The sequence below is a fragment of the Streptomyces flaveolus genome, assembly GCF_014648815.1.
GTDB classification, from domain to species: domain Bacteria; phylum Actinomycetota; class Actinomycetes; order Streptomycetales; family Streptomycetaceae; genus Streptomyces; species Streptomyces flaveolus.
Map to the genome: position 1 here is coordinate 416590 of NZ_BMRV01000004.1, position 25815 is coordinate 442404.

General features: G+C 69.9%; 28 protein-coding genes. 13 read left to right on the forward strand and 15 right to left on the reverse strand.

The genetic code is table 11. From position 1 onward, the window contains the following. Positions 1-92: 92 nt before the first annotated feature. From IEZ05_RS12880 to IEZ05_RS12890, 3 genes are all read right to left on the reverse strand, one after another. Complete coding sequence (locus tag IEZ05_RS12880; RefSeq protein WP_161166484.1) at positions 93-1124, reverse strand: alanine racemase; 1032 nt, start codon at positions 1122-1124, stop codon at positions 93-95. 104 nt (positions 1125-1228) lie between these two features. Further along, positions 1229-2350 carry a peptidoglycan bridge formation glycyltransferase FemX gene (femX, locus tag IEZ05_RS12885; RefSeq protein ID WP_189230194.1) on the reverse strand — a complete coding sequence of 374 codons (1122 nt, stop codon included), beginning with the start codon at positions 2348-2350 and terminating at the stop codon, positions 1229-1231. A 138-nt stretch (positions 2351-2488) separates the two neighbouring features. Then, positions 2489-2818: a hypothetical protein gene (locus IEZ05_RS12890; protein ID WP_189230195.1), complete on the reverse strand. Its 330-nt coding sequence runs from the start codon at positions 2816-2818 to the stop codon at positions 2489-2491. Positions 2819-3097: 279 nt separating this feature from the next. Here IEZ05_RS12890 and rpsF point away from each other — a divergent pair, with 279 nt between their 5' ends. The 4 genes from rpsF (at position 3098) to rplI (ending at position 4797) form a co-directional block, all read left to right on the forward strand. Beyond that, positions 3098-3388, forward strand: a complete 291-nt coding sequence (rpsF, locus tag IEZ05_RS12895) for a 30S ribosomal protein S6 (protein WP_189230196.1) — start codon at positions 3098-3100, stop codon at positions 3386-3388. Positions 3389-3465: 77 nt separating this feature from the next. Continuing rightward, positions 3466-4053, forward strand: a complete 588-nt coding sequence (locus IEZ05_RS12900) for a single-stranded DNA-binding protein (protein ID WP_189230197.1) — start codon at positions 3466-3468, stop codon at positions 4051-4053. A 42-nt stretch (positions 4054-4095) separates the two neighbouring features. Then, positions 4096-4332 (forward strand): 30S ribosomal protein S18, encoded by a 237-nt coding sequence (rpsR, locus tag IEZ05_RS12905; RefSeq protein WP_003949403.1) that lies wholly within the window; start codon positions 4096-4098, stop codon positions 4330-4332. An 18-nt stretch (positions 4333-4350) separates the two neighbouring features. Then, positions 4351-4797 carry a 50S ribosomal protein L9 gene (gene rplI, locus IEZ05_RS12910; RefSeq protein WP_189230198.1) on the forward strand — a complete coding sequence of 149 codons (447 nt, stop codon included), beginning with the start codon at positions 4351-4353 and terminating at the stop codon, positions 4795-4797. 134 nt (positions 4798-4931) lie between these two features. Here the strand turns inward: rplI and IEZ05_RS12915 are convergent, their stop codons facing one another. Then, positions 4932-6269: an MATE family efflux transporter gene (locus IEZ05_RS12915; RefSeq protein ID WP_189230199.1), complete on the reverse strand. Its 1338-nt coding sequence runs from the start codon at positions 6267-6269 to the stop codon at positions 4932-4934. A gap of 459 nt (positions 6270-6728) precedes the next feature. Between IEZ05_RS12915 and dnaB the strand changes: the two genes are divergently transcribed. Beyond that, positions 6729-8210, forward strand: coding sequence for a replicative DNA helicase (gene dnaB, locus IEZ05_RS12920; protein WP_189230200.1), 1482 nt, complete (start codon positions 6729-6731; stop codon positions 8208-8210). A 58-nt stretch (positions 8211-8268) separates the two neighbouring features. Beyond that, positions 8269-9654, forward strand: a complete 1386-nt coding sequence (locus tag IEZ05_RS12925; protein WP_189230201.1) for a serine hydrolase domain-containing protein — start codon at positions 8269-8271, stop codon at positions 9652-9654. A gap of 65 nt (positions 9655-9719) precedes the next feature. On the opposite strand, the gene IEZ05_RS12930 is transcribed toward IEZ05_RS12925, so the two are convergent. From IEZ05_RS12930 to IEZ05_RS12960, 7 genes are all read right to left on the reverse strand, one after another. Further along, complete coding sequence (locus tag IEZ05_RS12930) at positions 9720-10172, reverse strand: GNAT family N-acetyltransferase (RefSeq protein ID WP_189230202.1); 453 nt, start codon at positions 10170-10172, stop codon at positions 9720-9722. 118 nt (positions 10173-10290) lie between these two features. After that, positions 10291-11157: a GNAT family N-acetyltransferase gene (locus IEZ05_RS12935; protein ID WP_189230203.1), complete on the reverse strand. Its 867-nt coding sequence runs from the start codon at positions 11155-11157 to the stop codon at positions 10291-10293. A 143-nt stretch (positions 11158-11300) separates the two neighbouring features. Next, positions 11301-11783 carry an NUDIX domain-containing protein gene (locus tag IEZ05_RS12940; protein WP_189230204.1) on the reverse strand — a complete coding sequence of 161 codons (483 nt, stop codon included), beginning with the start codon at positions 11781-11783 and terminating at the stop codon, positions 11301-11303. A gap of 55 nt (positions 11784-11838) precedes the next feature. Beyond that, a complete protein-coding gene (locus IEZ05_RS12945; protein WP_189230205.1) occupies positions 11839-12744 on the reverse strand; it encodes a LysR family transcriptional regulator in 906 nt (301 codons plus the stop codon). 242 nt (positions 12745-12986) lie between these two features. Further along, entirely contained in the window at positions 12987-14156 is a 1170-nt protein-coding gene (locus IEZ05_RS12950; protein ID WP_189230206.1) for a cystathionine gamma-lyase, read from the reverse strand. Then, a complete protein-coding gene (locus tag IEZ05_RS12955) occupies positions 14153-14647 on the reverse strand; it encodes a low molecular weight protein-tyrosine-phosphatase (RefSeq protein ID WP_189230207.1) in 495 nt (164 codons plus the stop codon). The genes IEZ05_RS12950 and IEZ05_RS12955 overlap by 4 nt, the downstream gene beginning before the upstream one ends. Before the next feature lie 5 nt (positions 14648-14652). After that, positions 14653-15030, reverse strand: a complete 378-nt coding sequence (locus IEZ05_RS12960; RefSeq protein ID WP_189230208.1) for a phage holin family protein — start codon at positions 15028-15030, stop codon at positions 14653-14655. Positions 15031-15089: 59 nt separating this feature from the next. Between IEZ05_RS12960 and IEZ05_RS12965 the strand changes: the two genes are divergently transcribed. The 4 genes from IEZ05_RS12965 to IEZ05_RS12980 all read left to right on the forward strand — a co-directional run bounded on the left by IEZ05_RS12965 (position 15090) and on the right by IEZ05_RS12980 (position 17388). Continuing rightward, the gene (locus IEZ05_RS12965) at positions 15090-15407 is read left to right on the forward strand and encodes a cupin domain-containing protein (protein ID WP_189230209.1); all 318 of its coding nucleotides are present in this window, start codon (positions 15090-15092) and stop codon (positions 15405-15407) included. A 177-nt stretch (positions 15408-15584) separates the two neighbouring features. Next, the gene (locus IEZ05_RS12970) at positions 15585-15797 is read left to right on the forward strand and encodes a DUF5326 family protein (RefSeq protein ID WP_189230210.1); all 213 of its coding nucleotides are present in this window, start codon (positions 15585-15587) and stop codon (positions 15795-15797) included. Between the two features lie 310 nt (positions 15798-16107). Further along, positions 16108-16851, forward strand: coding sequence for an IclR family transcriptional regulator (locus IEZ05_RS12975; protein WP_229869699.1), 744 nt, complete (start codon positions 16108-16110; stop codon positions 16849-16851). A 99-nt stretch (positions 16852-16950) separates the two neighbouring features. Continuing rightward, a complete protein-coding gene (locus IEZ05_RS12980; protein ID WP_189230211.1) occupies positions 16951-17388 on the forward strand; it encodes an SsgA family sporulation/cell division regulator in 438 nt (145 codons plus the stop codon). A gap of 110 nt (positions 17389-17498) precedes the next feature. Here the strand turns inward: IEZ05_RS12980 and IEZ05_RS12985 are convergent, their stop codons facing one another. Next, positions 17499-19055, reverse strand: coding sequence for a YibE/F family protein (locus tag IEZ05_RS12985; RefSeq protein ID WP_189230212.1), 1557 nt, complete (start codon positions 19053-19055; stop codon positions 17499-17501). A 253-nt stretch (positions 19056-19308) separates the two neighbouring features. On the opposite strand from IEZ05_RS12985, the gene thiC reads away from it, so the two are divergent. Beyond that, positions 19309-21120: a phosphomethylpyrimidine synthase ThiC gene (thiC, locus tag IEZ05_RS12990; protein WP_229869700.1), complete on the forward strand. Its 1812-nt coding sequence runs from the start codon at positions 19309-19311 to the stop codon at positions 21118-21120. A 53-nt stretch (positions 21121-21173) separates the two neighbouring features. On the opposite strand, the gene IEZ05_RS12995 is transcribed toward thiC, so the two are convergent. Continuing rightward, on the reverse strand, positions 21174-21596 hold the full coding sequence (locus IEZ05_RS12995; protein ID WP_189230213.1) for a YybH family protein: 423 nt from the start codon (positions 21594-21596) through the stop codon (positions 21174-21176). Between IEZ05_RS12995 and IEZ05_RS13000 the strand changes: the two genes are divergently transcribed. Both IEZ05_RS13000 and IEZ05_RS13005 read left to right on the forward strand, forming a co-directional pair. Next, the gene (locus tag IEZ05_RS13000; protein WP_189230214.1) at positions 21588-22091 is read left to right on the forward strand and encodes a winged helix-turn-helix transcriptional regulator; all 504 of its coding nucleotides are present in this window, start codon (positions 21588-21590) and stop codon (positions 22089-22091) included. The genes IEZ05_RS12995 and IEZ05_RS13000 overlap by 9 nt on opposite strands. After that, positions 22088-23530, forward strand: a complete 1443-nt coding sequence (locus tag IEZ05_RS13005) for a VWA domain-containing protein (RefSeq protein WP_189230215.1) — start codon at positions 22088-22090, stop codon at positions 23528-23530. The genes IEZ05_RS13000 and IEZ05_RS13005 overlap by 4 nt, the downstream gene beginning before the upstream one ends. 21 nt (positions 23531-23551) lie before the next feature. On the opposite strand, the gene IEZ05_RS13010 is transcribed toward IEZ05_RS13005, so the two are convergent. Together IEZ05_RS13010 and IEZ05_RS13015 are read right to left on the reverse strand one after the other, a co-directional pair. Continuing rightward, positions 23552-24412, reverse strand: coding sequence for a hypothetical protein (locus IEZ05_RS13010; protein WP_189230216.1), 861 nt, complete (start codon positions 24410-24412; stop codon positions 23552-23554). Positions 24413-24594: 182 nt separating this feature from the next. Beyond that, a complete protein-coding gene (locus tag IEZ05_RS13015; protein WP_268255192.1) occupies positions 24595-25701 on the reverse strand; it encodes a metallophosphoesterase in 1107 nt (368 codons plus the stop codon). Positions 25702-25815: the final 114 nt, after the last annotated feature.

A 25815-nucleotide genomic window follows, 5' to 3' on the forward strand; every position in this document is an offset into this window, starting at 1 on the left:
CCTCCGGACACCGGACCGTGAAAAGGGCCGTACACGGGTAACCGTGTACGGCCCTTTTCACGGTCTCGGGGCTCTCGCTCCGCGCGTGAACCTCAGCGGTCGACGATGCGGTCGAACTGCGTGGTGGTGTGCCGCAGATGTGCCACCAGCTCGTCTCCGACCGTCGGCTCCGGCGCGTCGGAGGGCACGAACAGGATCGACACCTGCATGTGCGGCGGTTCCGCGAACCAGCGCTGCTTGCCGCCCCAGACGAACGGCGACAGGTTCCGGTTGACCGTGGCCAGGCCCGCCCGGGCGACGCCCTTGGCGCGCGGCATGACACCGTGCAACGCCTTCGGGGCCTCCAGACCCACGCCGTGGGACGTACCGCCGGCCACGACCACCAGGAAACCGTCCGAGGCCGCCTTCTGCTGCCGGTAGCCGAAGCGCTCCCCCTTGGCCACCCGGGTGACGTCCAGCACGGCGCCGCGGTACTCGGTGGCCTCGTGGTCCCCCAGCCACAGCCGCGTCCCGATGCGCGCGCGGAACCTGGTCTGCGGGAACTGCTGCTGGAGGCGGGCGAGTTCGTCGGCCTTGAGGTGGCTGACGAACATCGTGTGCAGCGGCAGACGGGCCGCACGCAGCCGGTCCATCCACCCGATGACCTCCTCGACGGCGTCCGAGCCGTCGGTGCGGTCCAGCGGCAGATGGATGGCGAAGCCCTCCAGCCGGACGTTCTCTATGGCGGCGTGCAGCTGCGGCAGGTCCTGTTCGCTGATGCCGTGCCGCTTCATCGAGGACATCACCTCGATGACCACCCGCGCGCCGACCAGGCCGTACACGCCGTCGATGGAGGACACGGAGCGCACGACCCGGTCCGGCAGCGGCACCGGCTCCTCACCGCGCCGGTACGGCGTCAGCACCAGCAGATCGCCGCCGAAGAAGTCCTTGATCCGGGCGGCCTCGTAGGTCGTGCCCACGGCGAGGACGTCGGAACCGAGGCGCGTGGCCTCCTCCGCCAGCCGCTCGTGTCCGAAGCCGTAGCCGTTGCCCTTGCAGACCGGGACGAGCCCGGGGAACTGCTCCTGCACGTGCTTGTGGTGCGCCCGCCAGCGCGCGGTGTCGACGTAGAGCGTGAGCGCCATGGCCGGACCTGGAACCTTTCTCGTGGCTGCGGTGTGTCAGAGGTGAGGAAAACTCGTCGGAGCTGTGGAAGCCCTCCCGACGCTACTGGAGCGGGGAGCGTGGGTCAGCGGCGCGACATGTAGATGTCGAGCGCCTTGTGCAGCAGCTTGTTCAGCGGGAAGTCCCACTCCCCGAGGTACTCGGCCGCCTGCCCGCCCGTGCCGACCTTGAACTGGATCAGACCGAAGAGGTGGTCGCTCTCGTCCAAGGAGTCGGAGATGCCGCGCAGGTCGTAGACGGTGGCCCCGAGGGCGTAGGCGTCGCGCAGCATCGCCCACTGCATCGCGTTCGAGGGCCGGACCTCGCGGCCGATGTTGTCGGAGGCGCCGTAGGAGTACCAGACGTGCCCGCCGACGACCAGCATCGTCGCCGCCGACAGGTTCACCCCGTTGTGCCGGGCGAAGTACAGCCGCATGCGGTTGGGGTCCTCGTTGTTGAGGGCCGCCCACATGCGCTGGAAGTAGGACAGCGGCCGCGGCCGGAAGTGGTCGCGCACCGCCGTGATCTCGTACAGGCGCTGCCACTCCTCGAGGTCGTGGTAGCCGCCTTGGACGACCTCGACGCCGGCCTTCTCGGCCTTCTTGATGTTGCGGCGCCACAGCTGGTTGAAGTTCTTGTGGACCTCTTCCAGGGACCGGTTGGCCAGCGGCACCTGGAAGACGTAGCGGGGCTGCACGTCGCCGAAGCCGGCGCCGCCGTCCTCACCCTGCTGCCAGCCCATGCGGCGCAGCTTGTCGGCCACCTCGAAGGCGCGCGGCTCGATGTGGTCGGCCTCTATGTCGCGCAGCCGCTTGACGTCGGGGTCCTGGATGCCCTTCTTGATCGACGCGGCGTCCCAGCGCCGGATGATCACCGGCGGGCCCATCTTCACCGAGAAGGCGCCCTGCTGCTTCAGGTGCGCCAGCATGGGCTCCATCCACTCCTGGAGATTCGGCGCGAACCAGTTGATGACCGGGCCCTCGGGGAGGTACGCGAGGTAACGCTTGATCTTGGGCAGCTGCCGGTACAGCACGAGGCCCGCACCGACCAGCTGACCGGTCCGGTCGTCGAACCAACCGAGGTTCTCCGAGCGCCATTCCGCCTTTACGTCCGCCCAGGCCGGCACCTGCATGTGACTCGCCGCCGGCAGGCTCTGGATGTAGGCCAGATGCTGCTCGCGGCTGATGGTCCTCAGGGTCAGGCTCATTCGGGGCGCTCCTCGGGCTGGTGTGTCCCCATGGGTACAGGGGCTCCGGCTCTCGCGCGAAGCCTACTGCGCCCTGTGAGCGCCCCGTCCGGCGTACCGGCGGGACCGCGCCGTCCCGAGGGCCGGCGCGGTCCGTGGTCAGCCGCCGACGAACCCCCCGAAGGAGCCGAACAGTCCGCCGTGGGCCATGCCGAAGTAGAGGCCGACCGCGGAGGCGCCGATCCCCAGCACCAGGCCGAAACGCTCTCGCGTCGTCTCGGAGATGAACTGGCCATATCCACCGATCAGGACGCCGGCCAGCCCGGCCCAGGAGGTCAGGAGGTGGAGCCCCGGGAAGCCCGCGGTCACGAGGGAGAGCACTCCGAGCACCAGGCTCACGGCCATCAGCGTGTCCTGGAGCGGGTGCGGTTTGCCGTCGGTGGCCAGCAGGCCGGTCCTGGGTTTGGCGGGTCGCATGATCTGTGCCATGGAGAACCTCCAGCCGAAGGCAGTCTGTCTTCGCCCTGCACTTCCGATGTGTACAGATTGCGTCCCCCCACGGGCGGATTTCAACCGCAAGCCGCCGGGCGGGTACTCTGTACCTTCTGCACTGGTGTCTGCTGCCGGCCCCCGGCCGGGCCACCTCCTCGGAGGAGACCCGATTGTCAGTGGGTCCTGCTTTACTCGCTGATGCCGGTGCACAACGCATCGCAACCCTCCTGCCACGGAACGACCGTGGCCGTTGAGTCCAAAGGAGGTGGGTTCCACATGCGTCACTACGAGGTGATGGTCATCCTCGACCCCGATCTCGAGGAGCGCGCTGTCTCCCCGCTGATCGAGAACTTCCTCTCTGTCGTCCGTGACGGCGGCGGAAAGGTCGAGAAGGTCGACACCTGGGGCCGTCGTCGTCTCTCGTACGAGATCAAGAAGAAGCCCGAGGGCATCTACTCGGTCATCGACCTGCAGGCCGAGCCTGCGGTCGTCAAGGAGCTCGACCGCCAGATGAACCTGAACGAGTCGGTCCTCCGGACCAAGGTCCTCCGTCCCGAGACCCGCTGAGCCCTTCCGCTCAGCAGATCCCGGGATTCGAGTAGCAGCACAAGCAGCCAGCAGCAAACCCGCCGAGAGGTTCCCCCATGGCAGGCGAGACCGTCATCACGGTCATCGGCAATCTTGTCGACGACCCCGAGCTGCGCTTCACCCCGTCCGGTGCGGCCGTCGCGAAGTTCCGTGTCGCGTCGACCCCCCGCACCTTCGACCGCCAGACGAACGAGTGGAAGGACGGCGAAAGCCTGTTCCTGACCTGCTCGGTCTGGCGCCAGGCGGCGGAGAACGTCGCCGAGTCGCTCCAGCGAGGCATGCGCGTCATCGTGCAGGGCCGGCTGAAGCAGCGGTCCTACGAGGACCGTGAGGGCGTCAAGCGCACGGTCTACGAGCTGGACGTCGACGAAGTCGGTGCCAGCCTCCGCAGCGCCACGGCCAAGGTCACCAAGACCTCGGGCCAGGGTCGCGGCGGCCAGGGCGGTTACGGCGGCGGTGGCGGCCAGGGTGGCGGCGGCTGGGGCGGCGGCCCCGGTGGCGGCCAGCAGGGCGGCGGCGCGCCCGCCGACGACCCCTGGGCCACGGGCGCTCCCGCAGGTGGCAACCAGGGCGGCGGCGGTGGCGGCGGCTGGGGCGGTGGCTCCGGCAGCGGCGGCGGCTACTCGGACGAGCCCCCCTTCTAGGCGGGCTCTACCCACACTTCTTGATCACACAGGAGAAACATCATGGCTAAGCCGCCTGTGCGCAAGCCGAAGAAGAAGGTCTGCGCATTCTGCAAGGACAAGGTCACGTACGTGGACTACAAGGACACGAACATGCTGCGGAAGTTCATTTCCGACCGCGGCAAGATCCGTGCCCGCCGCGTGACCGGCAACTGCACGCAGCACCAGCGTGACGTCGCCACGGCCGTCAAGAACAGCCGTGAGATGGCGCTGCTGCCCTACACGTCCACCGCGCGATAAGGGAAGGGTGACCGACTAATGAAGATCATCCTCACCCACGAGGTCTCCGGCCTCGGCGCCGCGGGCGACGTCGTCGACGTCAAGGACGGCTACGCTCGCAACTACCTGATCCCGCGGAAGTTCGCGATCCGTTGGACCAAGGGTGGCGAGAAGGACGTCGAGCAGATCCGTCGTGCTCGCAAGATCCACGAGATCCAGACCATCGAGCAGGCCAACCAGGTGAAGGCCCAGCTCGAGGGCGTGAAGGTCCGTCTGGCCGTCCGCTCCGGCGACGCCGGTCGTCTCTTCGGTTCCGTCACCCCGGCCGACGTCGCCTCGGCGATCAAGGCTGCCGGTGGCCCCGAGGTCGACAAGCGCCGCATCGAGCTGGGCTCGCCGATCAAGACCCTGGGCGCCCATGCGACGTCCGTGCGTCTGCACCCCGAGGTTGCCGCCACGGTCAACATCGAGGTTGTTTCCGCCTGAGCCTGGCTCTCGCTGAAGCGATGAGATGGGGCCGCACTCCCGGTCGGGAGTGCGGCCCCATTGTCATGGCAGCCGATGTGCTGGGCTGGTCGGACCCATGTTTCACGTGAAACGGCGTGTTTCACGTGAAACGGTCAGCGCGTCGCACCGGTCACGACCCAACGGCCCGAGCGCGTACGCCACCACAGCGTCAGCATGCGCATCGTCATCATCAACGTCATGGCCCCCCACAGTGCAGTGAGCCCGCCGCCGAGCGTCGGGACGAGAAGCGCAGCGGGAGTGAAGACCGCAAGGGTGAGCAGCATCGCCCAGGCGAGGTACGGACCGTCCCCCGCGCCCATCAGCACGCCGTCCAGGACGAAGACCACACCGCAGATCGGCTGGGAGAGGGCCACGATCACCAGAGCCGGCAGGGCAGCGTCCTTGACGGAGGAGTCACCGGTGAACAGGGGCAGGAACGCCGGCCGGGCCAGCACCACGAGCAGGCCAAGGAGGACTCCGACCGCGATGCCCCACTCGACCATCCTGCGGCAGGCTTCCCGGGCGCCGCGTGTGTCACCGGCCCCCAGGTAGCGCCCGATGATGGCCTGTCCGGCGATGGCGATCGCGTCGAGGGCGAAGGCCAGCAGGCTCCACAAGGACAGGATGATCTGATGGGCCGCGATGTCGGCGTCCCCGAGACGAGCCGCCACGGCGGTGGCGATCATGAGGATCGCCCGCAGGGAGAGGGTGCGGACGAGCAGCGGCACTCCGGCCTGTGCCGAGGCCCTGATGCCGGCGGCGTCCGGACGCAGGGACGCACCGTGTCGGCGTGCTCCGCGGATGACCACCCAGAGGTACACCGCGGCCATGCCGAGCTGGGCGATGACGGTGCCCCAGGCGGAGCCCGCGATGCCCAGGCCGGCGCCATAGACGAGCCCGACATTGAGAACGGCGTTGGCGACGAAACCCGCGACGGCCACGTAGAGCGGGGTGCGGGTGTCCTGCAGCCCCCGCAGGACGCCGGTCGAGGCGAGTACGACGAGCATGGCCGGGATGCCGAGCGAGGATATCCGCAGATAGGTGACGGCGTACGGGGCGGCAGTGTCGGAGGCGCCGAAGAGGTCGACCAGGGACGGGGCCGTGGGCAGGACGACGGCGATGACGGCGGCGCCGAGCAGCAGGGCCAGCCAGATGCCGTCCATGCCCTGCCGGATGGCGGACTGCAGATCGCCCGCCCCGACGCGCCGGGCGACGGCCGCGGTGGTGGCGTAGGCGAGGAAGACGAAGACGCTGACGGCTGTCGTCAGCAGGGCCGAGGCGATGCCGAGTCCGGCGAGTTGTGCCGTACCGAGATGGCCGACGATGGCGCTGTCGGCCATGACGAAGAGGGGCTCGGCGACGAGCGCGCCGAAGGCCGGGACGGCCAGCGCGACGATCTCTCGGTCGTGCCGGCGCCGGGCAGTGCGGGAGCGCGCGGGGGCCTGTGTCATGAGCACCAATCTAATCGTCCACAGGTAAGAGATGCAAAGCTTTAGTACCCCTTACTTGTGCTCTCGTCCGGTGTGCTCTTGTGTGCGGTTGGAAGTGATCTTGATCCGACTGGGAAAGTTTTTCTTCTGCACAGCCCGTGGATGGTGAATGCGCTGGTCAGAAGGGTGCTTCCGGTCACAGGGAGGGCTTGTTCACAGGGCTGTCCACCGGGTCGTGCACAGCTTTCGAGGAGTTGTCCACAGCATCTGGCCAGTCGTCCACATGGCCTGTGGATAACCAGATTGGCTGACGGTGCCCGCGGGCCTACGGTGGTCCGGCGCCTGCTCCGTCCGGCGGCTTGTGAACGCTCACAAACCCGACGCTTCAGAACCGGAGTTGGGCGTCTTATTTGTCAGTGCCGTGCCGTAGAAATGACGGGCACGGCGAGGTCCGCTCGGCGGACGGGAGGAGGTGGCTCGGTGAGCATTTCCGAGCCCTTGGACGACCCGTGGGCCGACAGCGGTCCCAGCGATCGTCTGCCCGCTTCCCGCCGTCGCGGTGACAGTCCCAGGAGCCGTGACGACCAGCACGAGCGCGGCCGGGACAACGGTGCGTGGGACGGTGCGGGACCGTCCGCGTTCGAGCGGGTGCCTCCGCAGGACCTGGAGGCCGAGCAGTCCGTCCTCGGCGGCATGCTGCTGTCCAAGGACGCCATCGCGGACGTCGTCGAGATCCTCAAGGGCCACGACTTCTACAAGCCGGCCCACGAGACGATCTACCAGGCGATCCTCGACATCTATGCCAAGGGTGAGCCGGCCGACCCCATCACGATCGCCGCCGAGCTCACGAAGCGCGGGGAGATCAACAAGGTCGGCGGTGCCTCGTATCTGCACACGCTCGTCCAGACCGTGCCCACGGCCGCGAACGCCGCCTACTACGCGGAGATCGTGCACGAGCGTGCCGTACTGCGCCGCCTGGTGGAGGCCGGTACCCGGATCACGCAAATGGGGTACGCGGCCGACGACGACGTGGACGAGATCGTCAACCGTGCCCAGGCCGAGATCTACGCCGTCACCGAGCAGCGCACCAGCGAGGACTACCTGCCGCTCGGCGACATCATGGAGGGCGCGCTCGACGAGATCGAGGCGATCGGCTCCCGCAGCGGCGAGATGACCGGCGTGCCCACGGGATTCACCGACTTCGACTCGCTCACCAACGGCCTGCACCCGGGGCAGATGATCGTCATCGCCGCCCGTCCCGCGATGGGAAAGTCGACGCTCGCGCTGGACTTCGCCCGGGCCGCCTCTATCAAGAACAATCTGCCGAGCGTCATCTTCTCGCTCGAAATGGGCCGCAACGAGATCGCGATGCGTCTGCTGTCCGCCGAGGCCCGTGTCGCTCTGCACCACATGCGCTCCGGCACGATGACGGACGACGACTGGACCCGTCTGGCGCGCCGGATGCCGGACGTCTCGGCCGCGCCGCTCTACATCGACGACTCCCCGAACCTGTCGATGATGGAGATCCGTGCCAAGTGCCGCAGGCTCAAGCAGCGAAACGATCTGAAGCTGGTGGTCATCGACTACCTCCAGCTGATGCAGTCGGGCGGGTCCAAGCGTGCGGAGAGCCGTCAGCAGGAGGTGTCCGACATGTCCCGTAACCTCAAGCTCCTGGCCAAGGAGCTGGAGATCCCCGTCATCGCGCTCTCCCAGCTGAACCGTGGTCCCGAACAGCGCACCGACAAGAAGCCGATGGTGTCCGACCTGCGTGAGTCCGGCTCCATCGAGCAGGACGCCGACATGGTGATCCTGCTGCACCGCGAGGACGCCTACGAGAAGGAATCGCCGCGCGCGGGCGAGGCGGACCTGATCGTGGCCAAGCACCGAAACGGCCCGACGGCGACCATCACGGTCGCCTTCCAGGGTCACTACTCGCGGTTCGTGGACATGGCACAGACCTGACCCACCGGTCAGGGGAAAACGGCTCGACGCGGAGTACGCGGCCCGGTGGACTGGGGGCATGACGACACCCCAGGAAGAGCTGCTCCCCGCCACCCGCCGCGCGCTGCTGCACCGGATCGCCGTCGCCCAGGCCGAAGGGCGTACACCGTCGCTCGTCGCTGCGGTGGTGCGGGACGGACGGACCGTGTGGCACGGGGCGCGGACGTCGGTCGACGGGCACGGGCCGGACGAGAACGTGCAGTACCGGATCGGCTCGATCACCAAGACCTTCACCGCCGTTCTGGTCCTGCGGCTGCGCGACGAGGGCGTGCTCGACCTCGGAGACCGGCTGGAGCAGCACCTGCCGGGCACGGGAGCGGGTGAGGCCACCATCGCCGGACTCCTCGCGCACACCGGTGGGCTGGCCGCCGAGTCTCCTGCGCCGTGGTGGGAACGGACTCCCGGCTCCCTGCGCCCCGAGCTGGCCGATGTGCTGGGCAAGCAGCCTCTCCTGCATCCGGTGGGCCGCCGGCACCACTACTCGAACCCCGGTTACACCCTGCTCGGCGCGCTGGTCGAGCGACTGCGCGGAGCGGCGTGGGAGGACGTGCTGCGGCGGGAGGTGCTGGAGCCGCTGGGCCTGGACCGTACGACCACGTGCCCGCAGGCACCTCACGCCGGCGGCTGGGCGGTGCATCCGTGGGCCGACGTGATGCTGCCGGAACCCGTCGAGGACCTGGGGCGGATGGCTCCGGCCGGTCAGCTCTGGTCCACCACCGGTGACCTGGCACGGTTCGCCGCCTTCCTGGCGAAGGGCGACGACAAGGTTCTGAGCGCCGAGACGGTACAGGAGATGCGGACGCCGGCGGCGCCGGCCGAGGCCGCGGATGTCGCGGACGGTGTGACGTACGGACTGGGCCTGCAGATCCAGTACCGGGACGGACGGCTGCTCGTCGGCCACTCCGGCTCCCTGCCGGGCTTTCTGGCCAACCTCACCATCGGCGTCGAGGACGACGTGGCGGCGGTCGTGCTGACCAACTGCACCTCCGGGCCGTTGACGTCCGGGGTGGGTGCCGACCTCGTACGGATCGTCGCGGAGGCCGAGCCGCGGATCCCCGAGCCGTGGCGGCCGCTCCCGGACGTCGACGCCTCCGTGCTGGAGCTGGCCGGGCCCTGGTACTGGGGGACCCAAGCCTTCGCGCTGCGGCTGACACCCGCTGGCGGAGTCTCGCTGGAACCGCTGTCGGGACAGGGCCGCCGCTCGCGCTTCCGGGCGAACGACGACGGCACCTGGACGGGGCTGGAGGGCTACTACGCCGGTGAACTGCTGCGGGCCGTGCGGCGCCCGGACGGGACCGTGAGTCATCTGGACCTCGGATCGTTCGTCTTCACGCGTCGGCCCTACGACGAAGAGGGCTCCGTGCCGGGAGGCGTGGACCCGGAAGGGTGGCGCGGCATCGGCTAGACGCCACCGACGGCCTCGGCGCGCTGTTTCACGTGAAACAGCGCGCCGACCCCGGGTACACCACGTCAGAGCTCGAGCTTGAAGCCCGTGTGCGAGGCCGAGAAGCCGAGGCGTTCGTAAAAGCGGTGGGCGTCCGCGCGGGTCTTGTCGGAGGTGAGCTGGACCAGGTGGCATCCCTGCCGACGGGACTCGGCGACGGCCCATTCGATGAGCTGGGTGCCCAGGCCGCTGCCGCGCTCGTCGGCGTGGATGCGTACGCCTTCGATGATCGAGCGTGTCGCACCGCGCCGGGAGAGTCCCGGGACGATGGTCAGCTGGAGCGTGCCCACGACACGGCCCTCGCGGACGGCGACGACCAGGTGCTGGTGGGGATCGCTACGGAGCCGTTCGAAGGCGGCGAGGTAGGGACTCAGGTCATCAGGTGACTCGCGCCGGGCACCCAGCGGGTCGTCGGCGAGCATCGCGACGACCGCGGGGATGTCGCCCTCGGTGGTGCGACGTATTTCAAGATCTCCCATGCCCGCACCTTACGCAGGGAGAGCCGGCGCGAACACGGTCCGCGCCGGCTTCGGCCCTGCGGGCACCGGTGGCTCGAGCGTCTCCACCGCCCGGACCAGCGGACCCAGTGCGTGGAGGTCAGCCCGCCGCCACGGTCAAGGGAGCGAACCGCCGGTTCGGATCTCCGGGCAGCTCCGTGATCCCGTACGTCATGACCGCGTTCGTGGCGAGCGAGGCGAGGCCGCGCTCCTTCGCCCAGGCCAGCAGCTCTTCGTGCCGCACGTCGATGTCGGTGCGCAGGGGCCGGTCGGTGCGGGCCGCGAGAGAGGTGACGAGTGCCTTGGCCGTCTCGGTGTCGCGGGCGATCAGCGGGCCCACCACGTGGGTGTCCATGTTGGGCCAGGCGGCGGCGTAGCCGATGAGCCGGCCCGCCTCCTCGGCCACGCGCAGCTGGTCGGCGAAGGCGGGCAGGCGCGTGATGATGTGGGTGCGGTCGGCGCCGAAAACCTCCTCGTCGAGCCGGAGGATGGCGGGGAGGTCGTCCGCGGTGGCCGCCCGTGTGGCGATCCCCGGCTCGGACCCACCCGGGGTGAAGCGCCCCCGCACCATCTCCGCCCGGCCCGTGCACTTGAAGCCGAGTTCCTCGTAGAGCGGGCGGCCGTTGGCGGTCGCGTGCAGCGTCAGCGGGGTGGTGCCCTGCGCCGAGAGCACGTGGCGCATCAGCCGGCGTCCCACGCCCTGGCGGGCGTGTCGCTCGGCGACCAGCACCATGCCGATGCCCGCGAGGGACGGCCGCTCGGCCGGGCCGTACTCGGTGACGGTGCAGGCGCTGACGAGACCGCCACCGGGGTCGTCGATGCCGTAGCCCTGCCCAGCGGTGAGAAGGAAGCCCCACTTGTGTTCTTCGCGCAGCCACCCCCGGTCCTCGGACAAGTCGGCGCACGCGGTGAGATCGCGGAGCGTCAGACGGCGGATCGGCAGAGAGGAGAGGGAAGGAGTCACCACGCAGGTCAGGCTGGCCGACAGGAGCCGTCCGCGTCCACCTCTTTGCGGTGGGACGCATGACCTTTTGGCCATGTCATGGCAGTGCGTACAGTGCCGCGGCACCCGGTGGGCGTCTCGCGTTCGGCGGGCCGGTGCGGTGGGCGTCAGCCGAGATCGGGGGCGTGCATCGCGCGCACCCCTTCGATGTTGCCGTCCAGATAGTGGCGCAACGACAGCGGTACGAGGTGGACGGAGGCGATGCCGACCCGGGTGAACGGCACCCGGACGATCTCGTACTCGCCGGCGGGCTCGTCGATCTCGGGTCCGTGCCGCAGCGCCGGATCCATGGATTCCAGGTGGCAGACGAAGAAGTGCTGCACCTTCACACCGGTCGACCCACCGTCCTCACCGATGTGCTCCACGGTGTCCACGAAGCAGGGGACCACGTCGGTGATCTTGGCACCCAGCTCCTCGTACACCTCGCGGTGCAGGGCGTCGACCACCGTCGTGTCCTCCGGCTCGACCCCGCCTCCGGGAGTGACCCAGTAGGGATCGACACCGGGCTTGGTGCGCTTGATCAGAATCAGGTCGTCGCCGTCCAGGAGGACGGCGCGGGCGGTGCGCTTGACCACGGGTCGGACGGTCATGGGAGAAATGTGGCCCGGCTGGTTCCACGTGAAACATCGTGACGAGCCCTGTTGCTCAGTTCCAGCTCCCCGCCGCGCGCAGCAGCCACTCATGGGCCCGGGCGATGTGCGGCATCGCCAGGGTGCCGGTGCGCACCACCAGGAAGTACGTCCTCAGCGGTGGCACCGCCGGCTCGTGCAGGGCGACGACGTCCCCGCGTGCCAGAGCATCGGCGCACAGGTAGCGGGGCAGCACCGCGAGCCCGGCGCCCGCGATCACACAGGTGAGCACCGCGCGCAGGTCGGGAACGACCACGGTGCCCGGCGCGGCCGGGCAGGTGTCGAAGACGGAGGCCCAGTACCGGGTGACGAAGGGCAGCGACTCGTGCACCTCGACGACGGGCACGTGCGCCAGGTCCGGCGCCGAGGTGCGGCGAGGCTCCCCGGCGCCGGTCTGCGCGGCCCAACGGGGCGCGGCGACCAGGACGTGCTCCTCGTCGCAGAGCGGAGTCGCCGTGAGCAGGGCGCCGCGCGGCCGGGCGGTGCCGATGGCCAGATCATGATGTCCGGCGGCCAGTCCCTCCAGCGCCTCCTCGGCATTCCCGAAGGTGGCGCGCAGCGCGAAGCCCTGTCCGTCCTTGCCGGTGAGTTCCGTGAGCGCGGGCAACGCCCGCTCGGCGGTGAACTCGGGCGGCCCGGCGAGATGCAGGGTCCGTACCGGGGACTCGTCGTCGACCCCGGTCTCGGCGATCTCCACCAGGGCGTCGAGGTGCGGGGCGGCCTTGTGGGCGAGCTCGTCGCCGATGGTCGTCGGGGTCACGCCACGGGCCTGCCGCAGGAACAACGGCCGGCCGAGCTGCCGCTCCAGGGTCCGGATCTGCGAGGTGACGGCAGGCTGGGAGAGGCCGAGCAGGGCGGCGGCGCGAGTGAAGGAACCGGCCCGGTGCACGGTCACGAACGTGCGCAGCAAGGCCAGATCCACGGAAGACCTCCCCCTTCTCTGCCGTTCCCGACGCCCCCGGCCGCACTCAACTATAAATATGTCGATAGGTCGCTGTCGCTACTGTGATTGGACACTGACACTGAGTCAACTAGCCTTGGTCGCGCGGTTCTTCGCGCGCAGAACCGAAAGGACGGTCCGAGCCACGAGGGGGGAGGCTCGGACCGTCCGTCGTGTCCGGCCGGACACCGTCCGGCGGCTGTGCGGCGGCTGTGCGGCGCGGCTCAGTCCGCCGACCGCTCCAGCGCGCGCAGCAGATCCGCCACCAGGTCCTCGGGATCCTCGGCACCGACCGAGAGGCGGATGAAGCCCTCCGGTACCGCGTCGCCGCCCCAGCGTCCGCGCCGCTCGGCCGTGGACCGCACCCCGCCGAAGCTCGTCGCGTCGTCCACGAGCCGCAGGGCGTCGAGAAAACGATCGGCACGCTCGCGCGAGGGCAGCGTGAAGGAGACGACGCACCCGTAGCGCCGCATCTGCCGCGAGGCGACCTCGTGCGAGGGGTCGTCGCGCAGCCCCGGATACCGCAGACCGGTCACCTCGGGCCGCTCCCGCAGGGCTTCGGCCACCTTCAGCGCGGTGGCGTTCTGCCGGTCGACGCGCAGCTGGAGGGTGGCGATCGAACGGTGCGCGAGCCAGGCCTCCATGGGCCCGGGGACCGCGCCGACGATTTTGCGCCAGCGTCGTACGGCGGCCATGGCCTCGGCGTCGCGGCCGGTGACGTATCCCAGCAGGATGTCGCCGTGGCCGGTCAGCTGCTTGGTCCCACTGGCCACGGAGAAGTCGGCGCCGAGCTCCAGCGGGCGCTGGCCGAGCGGCGTGGCGAGCGTGTTGTCGACGGCGACCAGGGCGCCGCGCGCGTGTGCCGCCTCGACGAGCCGCCGGACGTCGCACACGTCGAGGCCGGGGTTCGAGGGCGTCTCGATCCACAGCAGCCTGGCCCCGTCCAGGAGGCCCAGCTGGGCGTCGCCGCCGGTCGGCGCGGTGCGCACCTCGATGCCGTACGTCTCCAGCTGGGCACGGACCAGCGGCAGCGCCTGATAGCCGTCGTCGGGCAGCACGGCCACGTCCCCGGCGCGCAGCTGGGAGAAGAGCACCGAGGAGATCGCGGCCATGCCCGAGGCGAACACGACCGTCTCGGTGTCGTCCTGCCCGGGTGCCTCCAGCTCACCGATGGCGCGCTCGAGGTGGCTCCAGGTGGGGTTCTCGTCGCGGCCGTAGGTGTACGGGCCGGTGGGGTCGCCCGGCAGGTGGAAGTGCGCGGCGAACACGGGGCCGGGCAGGGTCGGCTCGTGCTTCACCGGTTCGGGCAGTCCGGCGCGCACCGCGCGCGTGCCGTCACCGGCGGACGTGCCCGCGCCCGGTGCTCCCCCGTGTTCGACAGCGGAATCGTTCATGCCGCCCGTCCCTTCATGTGCTCACGTACCGCGGCGAGCAGTCCGTTGCTCGCCGCCTCCACCATCTCAAGGCATTCCTCGAAGCCGTCCGCACCCCCGTAATAGGGATCCGGTACGTCGAGGTCCCCGCCGTCGGCAGCGGGGTCGTACGACCGCAGCAGCCGTACCTTGGCCGCGTCCCCCTCCGTGGGCGCGAGCCGCCGCAGCACCCTGAGGTGGCCCGCGTCGAGGGCGACGACGAGGTCGAGATGTGCGAACCAGGACGGCTGGAACCGGCGGGCCGTGTGGTCGAGGCCGTAGCCGTTGTCCGCCAGGACGGCCACGGTGCGCGGGTCGGCGCCCTCGCCCTCGTGCCATCCGTCGGTTCCGGCGCTGTCGACCTCGACGAGGCCCTCGAGCCCGGCCTCCGTCACGCGCGCGTGGAAGACGGCTTCGGCCATCGGGGAGCGGCAGATGTTTCCCGTGCACACGAAGCAGACGCGGTAGGTCACGGGGCTCAGTCCCTGTCGGGCAGGAAGGCGTTGAGGGCCCAGGACACGACCGAGATGATCAGGCCGCCCAGGACGGCGGTCCAGAAGCCTTCGACGTGGAAGCTCAGGTCGAGCTTGTCGGCCACCCACGAGGTGAGCAACAGCATGAGCGCGTTGACCACCAGCGTGAACAGGCCGAGGGTGAGGATGAACAGCGGGAAGGTCAGCACCTGCACGATCGGCTTCACCAGCATGTTCACCAGCCCGAACACCAGGGCGACCACGATCAGCGTGGCGGCCTTCTCGCCGGTGCTGCCCCCGGTCAGGGTGATCTTGTCGAGCAGCCACACGGCGACGGCCAGGGCGCCCGCGTTGGCGACCGTCTTGACTGTGAAATTCTTCATGTGTCTGATCGTGGCAGACGCGATCGGAAACGAACGGTGAGGCAGGGGCGGACGAGGCGATGAAGGCATTCCGGCTGGCCGAACTGGAGGCGGAGCGCGCCGCCAACGACGGTGCCTATCTGCAGTTTCTGCGCGAGCGGAACATGTCGGTCGGTCTGTACGCGCTCGACGCGGGCACGGCGGACCCGCAGAAACCGCACGAGCAGGACGAGGTGTACTTCGTGGTCAGTGGCCGCGCCTCGATCACCGTCGGCCTGGAGACCACCCAGGTCGCCCGCGGCAGCGTGGTGTACGTGCCGGCCGGCGTCGCCCACAAGTTCCACCACATCAGCGAGGACCTCAGGGTGCTCGTGGTGTTCTCTCCGCCCGAGAGCTGAGTCGCGACCCCGGGGTTCCCTAGGGGATCGGTCAGGGGGAGACAAGGGGTACGAGGGCCCTGCCGGGGCCCTCACGGCCCTAGCATCGAGTGCAGGACATCAGGAGATTCCCAGCGGGATCCCGGGGCCACCCAAGGACCCGGCACTCGAACGGGCGGAAAGGCAAGGACGAGGGCGATGCGAGAGATCTTCACGGGACTGCCGTGGTGGGTGAAGTGGATCGCGGTGCCGGTCATCGCCCTGGTCGTGTTCGGCGGGCTGATCGCCAGTGTGGTCGGCTTCGTGATCGGACTGCTGTTCAAGCTGCTGCTCTTCGTGGCGCTCGTCGGCGGACTGATCTACGTCGTACGCAAGTTCATGACGAGTTCCTCGTCCCGCAGCGACTGGTGAGAGCCGGGGGACACCGGTGGCGGTAACAGGAATCACCGGTTCCCTCGCGCGAGGGAAGTTTCCCGGACGGGCCGTCGGCACGCGGTGACCGGCGGTTAGAGTCCGGAACTCCACGCGGGGGCGACCCCGCGAGCGGCGTACACCCCACCCGTGTTTCCCCGCACGGGCTGCCCCCCTCGCGTTCCGGGAGTGACCCTTGGCCACGGCTGACACCGCATTCGTACCGCCGCACGCACTGCCCGTGCAGCCCCGTTCGGCACCCCGGACACCCCCCACCCCCGCCGCACCGCCGTCCACGGACCCGCCCGCGGTGACCCTCATCGGGTCGGTACAGCGCGCGATGCGCCTTCTGGAGTGCGTCGCGGAGCACGCGTACGGGGCTCCCGCCAAGCAGCTGGCCCGTGAGACGAAACTGGCGCTGCCCACGGCCTACCACCTGCTGCGCACGCTCGTGCACGAGGGATATCTGCGCCGCGACAAGGGTTTGTTCTTCCTCGGGGAGGCGGCCGAGCGGCTGGGCAGCAGCGGGGCCGAGCAGAAACGTCGCAGCACAGTCGTCGACGCGCTGGCACGCTGGCGCGACGCGATCGGCGTTCCCGTCTACTACGCCATGTACCGCGACGGCGAGATCGAGATCATGTGCGTCTCCGACACCCCGGGCAATCCCGCCGTGGAGGAGTGGGCGGACTTCCGCGAGACCGGGCACGCGCACGCCATCGGCCAGTGCCTGCTGTCGCAGCTGGACGAGGAAGCCCGCCGCGACCACCTCGACCGCTATCCGGTGAGCCCCGTGACGCCGTACACGGTGCGTGACGGAGTCAGTCTGATGAAACGACTGGAACGTACGCGACGGATGACGCCGGTGACCGAACGCCAGGAGTACGCCCTGGGGACGGTCTGTGCGGCGATCCCGATCACCATCGGCACCACGGCCGCGACGATGGCCCTCTCTCTGCCCGCACACCAGGCCGACCGGCTGCTGCCCGCGGCGCAGCGTCTGCAGAACGAAATGGGCCGGCTCCTGGGGTCACTAGCGATCTCTATCAGTATCTGAAAACTCACTCCTTGTGATCTGGTGTGTACGTTAAGCAAGATGCCACCAGTGTTAGAGGTTTGATTCCCGGACAGTCGACGGCGAATGACGGGGTAGGCGATGGGCGAGTCCGTACAGGCAGAGGTCATGATGAGCTTTCTCGTGTCCGAGGAGCTCTCTTTCCGCATCCCGGTGGAGCTGCGCTACCAGACCTGTGATCCCTACGCGGTGCGGCTGACCTTCCATCTGCCTGGCGATGCCCCGGTGACCTGGGCCTTCGGCCGGGAGCTGCTGGTCGACGGGGTGGGCACGCCGTGCGGTGACGGTGATGTGCGCATCGCGCCCGTCGACCCGGGGCCGCTGGCCGAGGTGCTGATCCGTCTCCAGGTCGGCAGCGACCAGGCGCTGTTCCGTTCCTCGGCGGCGCCGCTCGTGGCGTTCCTCGACCGGACCGACAAGCTCGTGCCGCTGGGTCAGGAAGGCGCGCTCGCCGACTTCGACGCACACCTCGACGAGGCGCTGGACCGCATCCTGGCCGAGGAGCAGAGCGCGGGCTGAACCGTTACGGCGGTCATGGGCGGTGGCGTAACGCTTCGTCAGGTTGCCCACCTCTGCAGGAACGATTCTGCACAGGGGGGCCCGCCGTGCCGTGAGGGCGCCCGGGCGGGTCAGCGCTTGCGGCGGCGGCCCCGCCCACCACGCGCCGGCGCCGGCCCGGCACCCGGCGCCGCACCGGCGTCCCGCGCGGCCGGACGGTCGGCCGAGACGACCAGGGCCGCCAGGGCGGTGGTGACCGGCACGGATGCGACCAGGCCGATCGAGCCCACCAGCGTGCGCACGATCTCCTCCGCGACCAGCTCGCTGTTGGCGACCGTCCCCACGCTGCTCTGGGCGATCGAGAACAGCAGCAGCAGCGGCAGCGCGGCGCCCGCGTAGGCGAGGACGAGCGTGTTGACGACGGAGGCGATGTGGTCACGGCCGATGCGGATACCCGCGCGGTACAGGCCGCGCCAGCCCATCGTCGGATTGGCCTCGTGCAACTCCCAGACCGCAGACGTCTGGGTGACCGTCACGTCGTCGAGGACACCGAGCGAACCGATGATGACCCCGGCGAGCAGCAGACCGCTCATGTCGATCGACGGATACAAGCCGTGGATCAGGCCGGTGTTGTCGTCGGTGTTGCCCGTGAGCGCGGCCCAGTCGATGAACAGCGACCCCAGAACGCCGATCAGCAGCAGCGAGACCAGGGTTCCGAGCACCGCCACGGAGGTCCGCGCCGACAGTCCGTGGCACAGATACAGCGCGATCAGCATGATGGCGCTGGACCCGATCACCGCCACGAGCAGCGGGTTCGAGCCCTGCAGGATGGCGGGCAGGATGAAGAAGTTCAGCAGCAGGAAGCTGATGGCCAGCGAGACCAGGGCCATCAGACCCCGCAGCCGGCCGACGACCACGACGGCGACCGCGAAGATGCCGGCGAGCAGGGCCATCGGGAAACCGCGGTCGATGTCGGTCACCGAGTACTGCAGGTCCTTCGGCGCGGAGGGCTCGTAGGCGACCACCACCTTCTGGCCCTCGTGCAACTGACGTGTCTGGTCCGGCTGCACGATCTCGGTGAAGGTGCGGCCCTTGTCCTTGCCGGTGTCGACGCGGATCGTCGCCCGCTTGCAGTCGCCGTTCTCCTGCTGCACCGCGGAGGAGCCCTCGGCGGTGGAGGTGTCGCCGGTGGGGGGAACGCCGGAGGCGTTGACGGACTTGCAGCTCAGTCTGTCCACGTTGGTGACGGTGGCCTGTTGCGTCTGCCGGTCGAAGCCGACGCCGGTGCGCTCGTGCGGTGGCGCGCCGCCCGGCCAGAGCACGGCGAGCCCGACCAGGACCGCCACGCCGAACGGGATGAGGACCGCCGCGATGACCTTCCGCAGATGCCGTGAAACGGGCGCCGCGGGCCCGTGGCCGTGTCCGTGCGAGTGTCCGTGCCCACCACCGCCACCGTGTCCGCCGCTGCCGGTGTGGTCACCGCCGGCTCCGTGCGCCGTCTCGCCCCCCGGCCCGTAGCGGGGGCCGTGGCCGCCGACGCCAGAGGCGTGTCCGTGACCCGCTTCACGTCTCCCGCCCCCGTAGGGGCCTCCGGTGGCATGGCCTTCCGCACGCCCGTCGCCTGCTTGCGCGCCCGGGCCGCGGCGAGGTTCGTGCGGCGGGTAGGGAGGGTGCTGGGTCGTGGTCACCGACCGATCATCGCAAGAACGAGGGGGGCCCTCTGTTCACCGCGCCCGAATTGACGCTAGCGTGGGGGCACCTTTGTACACGCGGGAGCTCGGAGCACCGGGCTGAGAGGGCGCTGACCTCCGTCCCAGCGACGTTTCACGGGAAACATCACCGCCATCGAGTGATGTTGACCACGAGGCGTCGTCAGACGGAAACGGCTGCGTCGACCGCTGAACCTGTTACCGGGTAATGCCGGCGTAGGGAGTAGGTCTCATGACCATCAAGGACGCACGCACGCCTGCCTCCGCCCACCACTCCGTCGAGGCGGAGTCCGCGGAGGCCGGGAAGTCCATCGGCTGGCACAAGGCGTACGTCGAGGGCTCGCGCCCCGACCTGCGGGTGCCGGTCCGTCAGGTGCACCTCACCAACGGGCAGTCGGTCACGCTCTACGACACCTCGGGCCCGTACACCGATCTACTCGTCGACACCGACGTCCGCAGGGGGCTGCCGCCGCTGCGGGAGAACTGGGTCATCGCCCGCGGCGACACGGAGGAGTACGCGGGCCGTCCCGTCCGTCCGGAGGACGACGGGATCAAGCACACCTCACCGCGCGGTGGCCTGCGCAACCTGGACGCCGTCTTCCCCGGACGCCCGCGTCAGCCGCGCCGCGGCCGGGACGGCGCGGCGGTGACGCAGCTCGCCTATGCGCGCCGGGGCGAGATCACGCCCGAGATGGAGTACGTGGCCCTCCGGGAGAACGTCTCGCCGGAGGTGGTCCGCGAGGAGATCGCCGCCGGCCGGGCCGTGCTGCCGGCCAACGTCAATCACCCGGAGATCGAGCCGATGATCATCGGCAAGCGGTTCCTGGTGAAGGTGAACGCCAACATCGGCAACTCGGCGGTGACGTCCTCCATCGAGGAGGAGGTCGAGAAGATGACCTGGGCGACCCGTTGGGGCGCCGACACGGTCATGGACCTGTCCACCGGCCGCAACATCCACACCACCCGCGAGTGGGTGCTCCGCAACTCCCCCGTTCCCATCGGCACCGTGCCGCTCTACCAGGCCCTGGAGAAGGTCGACGGACGGGCCGAGGAGCTGACCTGGGAGATCTACAAGGACACGGTGATCGAGCAGGCCGAGCAGGGCGTGGACTACATGACGGTCCACGCGGGCGTCCGCCTGGCCTACGTACCGCTCACCGCGAACCGCAAGACGGGCATCGTCTCGCGCGGCGGCTCGATCATGGCCGCGTGGTGCCTCGCGCACCACAAGGAGTCGTTCCTGTACGAGAACTTCGAGGAGCTCTGCGAGATCCTCGCCGCGTACGACGTCACGTACTCCCTCGGCGACGGCCTGCGGCCGGGATCGATCGCGGACGCCAACGACGAGGCGCAGTTCGCCGAGTTGCGCACGCTCGGGGAACTCAACCGGATCGCCAAGCGTTTCCACGTACAGACCATGATCGAAGGCCCGGGACACGTCCCGATGCACAAGATCAAGGAGAACATCGACCTTCAGCAGGAGATCTGCGATGAAGCTCCGTTCTATACGCTCGGCCCGCTGACGACGGACGTCGCGCCGGCGTACGACCACATCACCTCCGGCATCGGTGCCGCGATGATCGCCTGGTGGGGCACGGCCATGCTCTGCTACGTCACGCCCAAGGAACACCTGGGCCTGCCCAACCGTGACGACGTCAAGACCGGCGTCATCACCTACAAGATCGCCGCCCATGCCGCCGATCTCGCCAAGGGTCACCCGGGTGCGCAGGAGTGGGACGACGCGCTGTCGGACGCCCGTTTCGAGTTCCGGTGGGAGGACCAGTTCAACCTGGCTCTCGACCCGGACACGGCACGGGAGTTCCACGACGAGACGCTGCCGGCCGAGCCCGCCAAGACGGCCCACTTCTGCTCGATGTGCGGGCCGAAGTTCTGCTCGATGAAGATCAGCCAGAGCATCAACGAGCGGTTCGGCGGTGCGGTCGCCGAGGGGGCGTCTCCCGACGAGATCGCCGAGGGCATGCTGCAGAAGTCGAAGGAGTTCGCCGCCGGCGGGAACCGGGTGTATCTCCCGCTGGCCGACTGAAACCCCGCTTCCGGCCGCACGCCGGGCGGTCCCCCCGCCGGGACCGCCCGGCGTCAGCGGGGTGCCGGGGCCGTCTCGGGCGGACCCGCCACTCCGAACGGGTTGTCGATGGCGTAGCGCCAGTATCCGTCCGGCCCGCGGCGGGCCACGTCCGTCGCGGTGCCCTCGATGTGCACCTGGCCGCCGTGGGCAGCGACGCCGTCGATGACGAAGTCGACGAGCAGCAGGGCCAGGTCACCGACGACGTAGGTGTGCCGGGGCGTCACCCGGATCGGGACGCGCAGCCGGAGGAAGTCGTCGTTGGCCCGTTTCCGGTCCGGACCGGCGACCAGCCGGCCCGGCTCGGGGACGAAGCCGGCACCGGGCTCGTAGACCTGGTCCAGGGCGCGCGGATCGAAGGTGTTGAAGGCTCGCGCGAAGACGTACGGATGCTCGGCCGCGCTGGTGGCCAGCGGCACACTGAGGGGATGCGTCATGTGGCAAGCGAACAGCCCGCCGGCACAGGTCACCTAACGGAAACCCACGGCTGGGACGAGGAGTTGGTGCCCGACGCGCGGGGCCGCACCCGCCGTCCGGAGGCCGGCTGCCCCGTGGAGACCGCCCTCGCCGCGGTCTCCGGCCGGTGGACCACCCTGGTGCTCCGCGAACTGATGGGCGGCCCCCGCGGATTCACGGAGCTGCGGACGCTGCTCCCCGAGCTGTCGGCGAAGGTGCTCAGCGAGCGCCTCACGGCACTGCGGGAGAGGGGCCTGGTGACATGCGAACAGCTGCGGGGCTTTCCCGTACGCACCCGCTACGACCTGACGGAGGCGGGCCGGTCCCTGCGGCCGCTGCTGGTCGCCCTGTACGCGACCGGTGCCGAGCTGCAGCGCCTGACCCCCGGCGCAGTCCCGGGGGAGCGGGAGGAGGGACAGGCCACCGGGCCTGCCCTCTCCCCTCGGGGGCGCCGCCTCGGCAGACTGGGCCCATGACAGCCTCATCCCTGAGCAAGGGCGCCAATCTCGCCGTCGACTCCCCCGCGGTGCGTGTCGCACTCAGCTGGTCCGCCGGGCCGGGCGTGCCTGAGGTCGACGCCTCGGCGCTGTTGCTCACCCCGGCCGGACGCGTACGGGACGACGGCGACTTCGTCTTCTACAACCAGCCCCGGCACGCGTCCGGCGCGGTGCGGCACCTGGGGAAGCAGACCGGATCCGGGCCTGCGCCCGGAGTCACGACCGACACCGTCGAGGTGGACCTGCACGCGCTGGAACCGGGCGTCGAGCGCATCGCCCTGTGCGCCTCCTCCGACGGCGGAACCTTCGGCCAGGTGCCGGGGCTGTCGCTGCGGCTGCTGGACGCGGCCACCCGGACCGAGCTGGCCCGCTTCGACATGGCGGCCGGCACCGAGACCGCCATGGTCGGCGGCGAGCTGTACCTGCGCCAGGGGAAGTGGAAGTTCCGTGCGGTGGGACAGGGCTACGCCAGCGGACTCGCGGGTCTGGCCACCGACTTCGGCATCACGGTCGACGACGCTCCGACCGCCGCGGCCCCGTCCACCCCGGCGCCTTCCGCGCCGCCCGCCCGGCCCCCGCAGCCTGCTTCTCCGGTGCCGCCGAGCCCTTCCGTGCCGCCCGCACCGTCGGCTGCGCCGGCCGCGGCGCCCGGCCCCCGGCTCACCAAGGGCGAGGAGCGCCTCCCCGTCGACATGCGCAAGCGACTGTCCCTGCGCAAGGAACAGGTCGCGGTCAGCCTGCGCAAACACGGCGCGGCCGGTGTCACCGCGCGCGTCGTCCTGGTCCTCGACGCCTCGGGGTCCATGTCCTTCCTGTACTCCAAGGGCGTGGTGGCCGACGTGGTGGAACGCATGGCCGCCGTGGCCGCTCAGCTGGACGACGACGGCGAGATGCAGGCCTGGACCTTCGCGTCGAACCCGGCGCGGCTGCCCGACCTGCGGCTGGGCGACCTCCCCGAGTGGCTGCGGCTGCACGTGCGGATGGGGGAGGTGGGACTCTTCCGCCGGGGAAGGAAGAAGGGGCTGCACGCCGATCAGGTCGACATGCGGGACGTCGGCATCCAGAACGAGGAGCAGAAGGTGATCGCCGAGGTCCGGGCCTTCGTCCGGGACAACCCGGCGCAGGCACCGACCCTGGTGCTGTTCTTCTCCGACGGCGGTGTCTACCGCAACAGCGAGATCGAGCGGGAGCTGCGGGACGCGGTGGAGGAGCCGGTCTTCTGGCAGTTCGTGGGCCTCGGCCGGTCCGACTACGGGGTGCTCGAACGGTTCGACACGCTGCCCGGCCGCCGCGTGGACAACGTCGGCTTCTTCGCCGTCGACGACATCGGCACCGTCCCCGACCAGGAGCTGTACGACCGCCTGCTGTCCGAGTTCCCGTCCTGGATCACCGCCGCCGGCCGGGCGGGCATTCTCTGACGTGCCCGCCCCGGCCGGTGGCTATTCCGGTCGGTGTTCCGGGCCACCGAAGTCCGGGCTGCTGTAGTCCGGGCTCGAGTAGCTCGGGCGCGGTCCCTCCCGGCCGTCGTCGGGGCTCGTGAACCCCGGGCGGTCGTAGCCCAAATGCGGCATCCGGCTGGCCGGCGCCGGTCCCGTCGGGTGCAGCGCGACCGCCGCGTCCGGATCGGTGAGCGCCTCCCGCAGGAACGGCAGGATGCCGCGCTCGAGCAGGGCGTCGTGCCAGGCTTGCCTGGCCCGGGCCACCTCCCCGTCGAGTTCGCCGTAGCGGCCGGACTCGGCGGAGGGCCCGTTGCGCAGCGCGGTGAGCAGCAGCCCCACGCCCGCGACGAGGATGGCGACGGCGGCCACACCGCCGAACACCCAGCCCGTGGTGAGCATGGTCTGCGCGAACGCCTGCCCCGGGTCGAGCATCCTCAGGATGTAGCCGACGAGCAGGAAGATCGCCGCGGCGGTGCCGGCCAGGACGGGTGCCAGGACGGCGACGACCGCGACCGCGCCCGCCCCGGCCTCGGCGGCCTCCCCCACTGTGGCGGCGAGACCCACCGCGCCCGTGCTCGGCTCGTCGGAGCCGGAGTCGCGCGCGGACGACGAGGCGGTCGGCGCCGGATGACGCAGTTCCTCGCGGACCTTCACGTAGTGCTGGTACTCCGTGGTGGCCGCCGCCGTGATCAGGGCGGTGGCGTTGAGTGCCATGGTGCGCAGTTGTTCGGCGTTGAGCCGCTGTCCGACAGCGGCCATTTCCGGGCGGTGTGGTGCGGAGCGCAGCGCCTCGTCGAGGACCCGCTCGTACTCCTGACGGTCCTCGTTCGACAGATGCTGCGGAACGCTGTTCATGTGCATCCCCCGATGCTCCGTAGGGCTTGGGGCTCGCATGCCAACGAGCCGTCGGGCAGAAACGGAGGGGAGCCTGCTACGGATAAGCCGATGGTAGAGCGGCGACGGCGCGCGGTGACAGGGGGTTTCCAGAAATTGGGTGCCGACCTGTAGGGCCCCCGCGGAGGAAAGGGCGGCCCGTCGAAGGGTCAGGCGTCCAGCGGGAGTTGCTGGACCAGCAGCTTTCCGGCCATGGTCACGCCACCGTCCATCGCGATGGCCAGTCCGTCCGCGTAGACGTGGGGTCCCTCGACCGCGGTGCGGGTGTCGTCCTCGCCGTCCTCGGAGCCGACCTCGCCCAGGAGGTAGGGGATGGGGCTGTGGCCGTGGACGATACGGGTGCCGCCGTACGTGTCCAGCAGCGTCCGCACGGCGTCGGCGCCGCCCTCGTCGCGGAAGGAGAAACGCTTGGTGAGCTTGCGGAACAGGTCCCACACCTCTTCCGCGTCGTTGCGCGTGAGCGTCTCGCGGACGGTGTCGTTGACCTCCTCGATGGATCGGCCGTAGTCGAGGTAGGTGGTGGTGTCGGAGTGGACGAGGAGATGCCCGTCGACCTCTTCGAGAGCGTCGAGGCGGGCCATCCACTGCAGGTGATGGTCCTGGAGGCGGTCCATGTCGGTCTTCTGGCCACCGTTGAGCAGCCAGGCCGCCTGGAAGGTGGCGGTGCCGGCGCCGGAGTTGACGGGGGTGTCACCGAACCGCTTGGCACCGAGCAGCAGCAGCTCGTGGTTGCCCATGAGCGCCTTGCAGTAACCGCCGGCCGCGGCGGCCTCGGCGGACAGCCGCATCACCAGGTCGATGACGCCGATGCCGTCCGGGCCGCGGTCGGTGAAGTCGCCGAGGAACCACAGGCGGGAGGTGCCCGCGCACCACTGGCCGGCGGCGTCGATCAGGCCCTTCTCCTGGAGGGCGGCGACCAGCTGGTCCAGGTAGCCGTGCACGTCGCCGACGACGAACAGGGGCCCCTGGCCCGTGGCGGCCTGTGCTGCCGGGGCCGGCTCGGGGTCGACGGTCACCTGCACCGTGTCACCCCTACGGATGACGGGCAGATCGCGCTGGGTGGGCGTGTACCCCTCCGGATAGGCCTCCTCGTACCCCTCCTCGGAGGGGGGCGCGGCCTCGCCGGCGTGCGTGCCGAGGGGTGCGTACGGAGCGGCCTCGTGGACGTACGCGGGCACCCGGAAGTCGCGCACCGTCGCCGTCCGCTCCACCTCGGGTCCCTGACCGGCCCCCTGAGTCATCGACCCCTCCACCATCGCGCCGCATCTGCACCGCTTCGGACTGCCTGGTCGCAGCGGCCCGCGGTGTGTGGGCCCATCATAGGAATGCGGATCGCTCTGTGTGATGACCCAGGGGTGGTGAATCAGAGC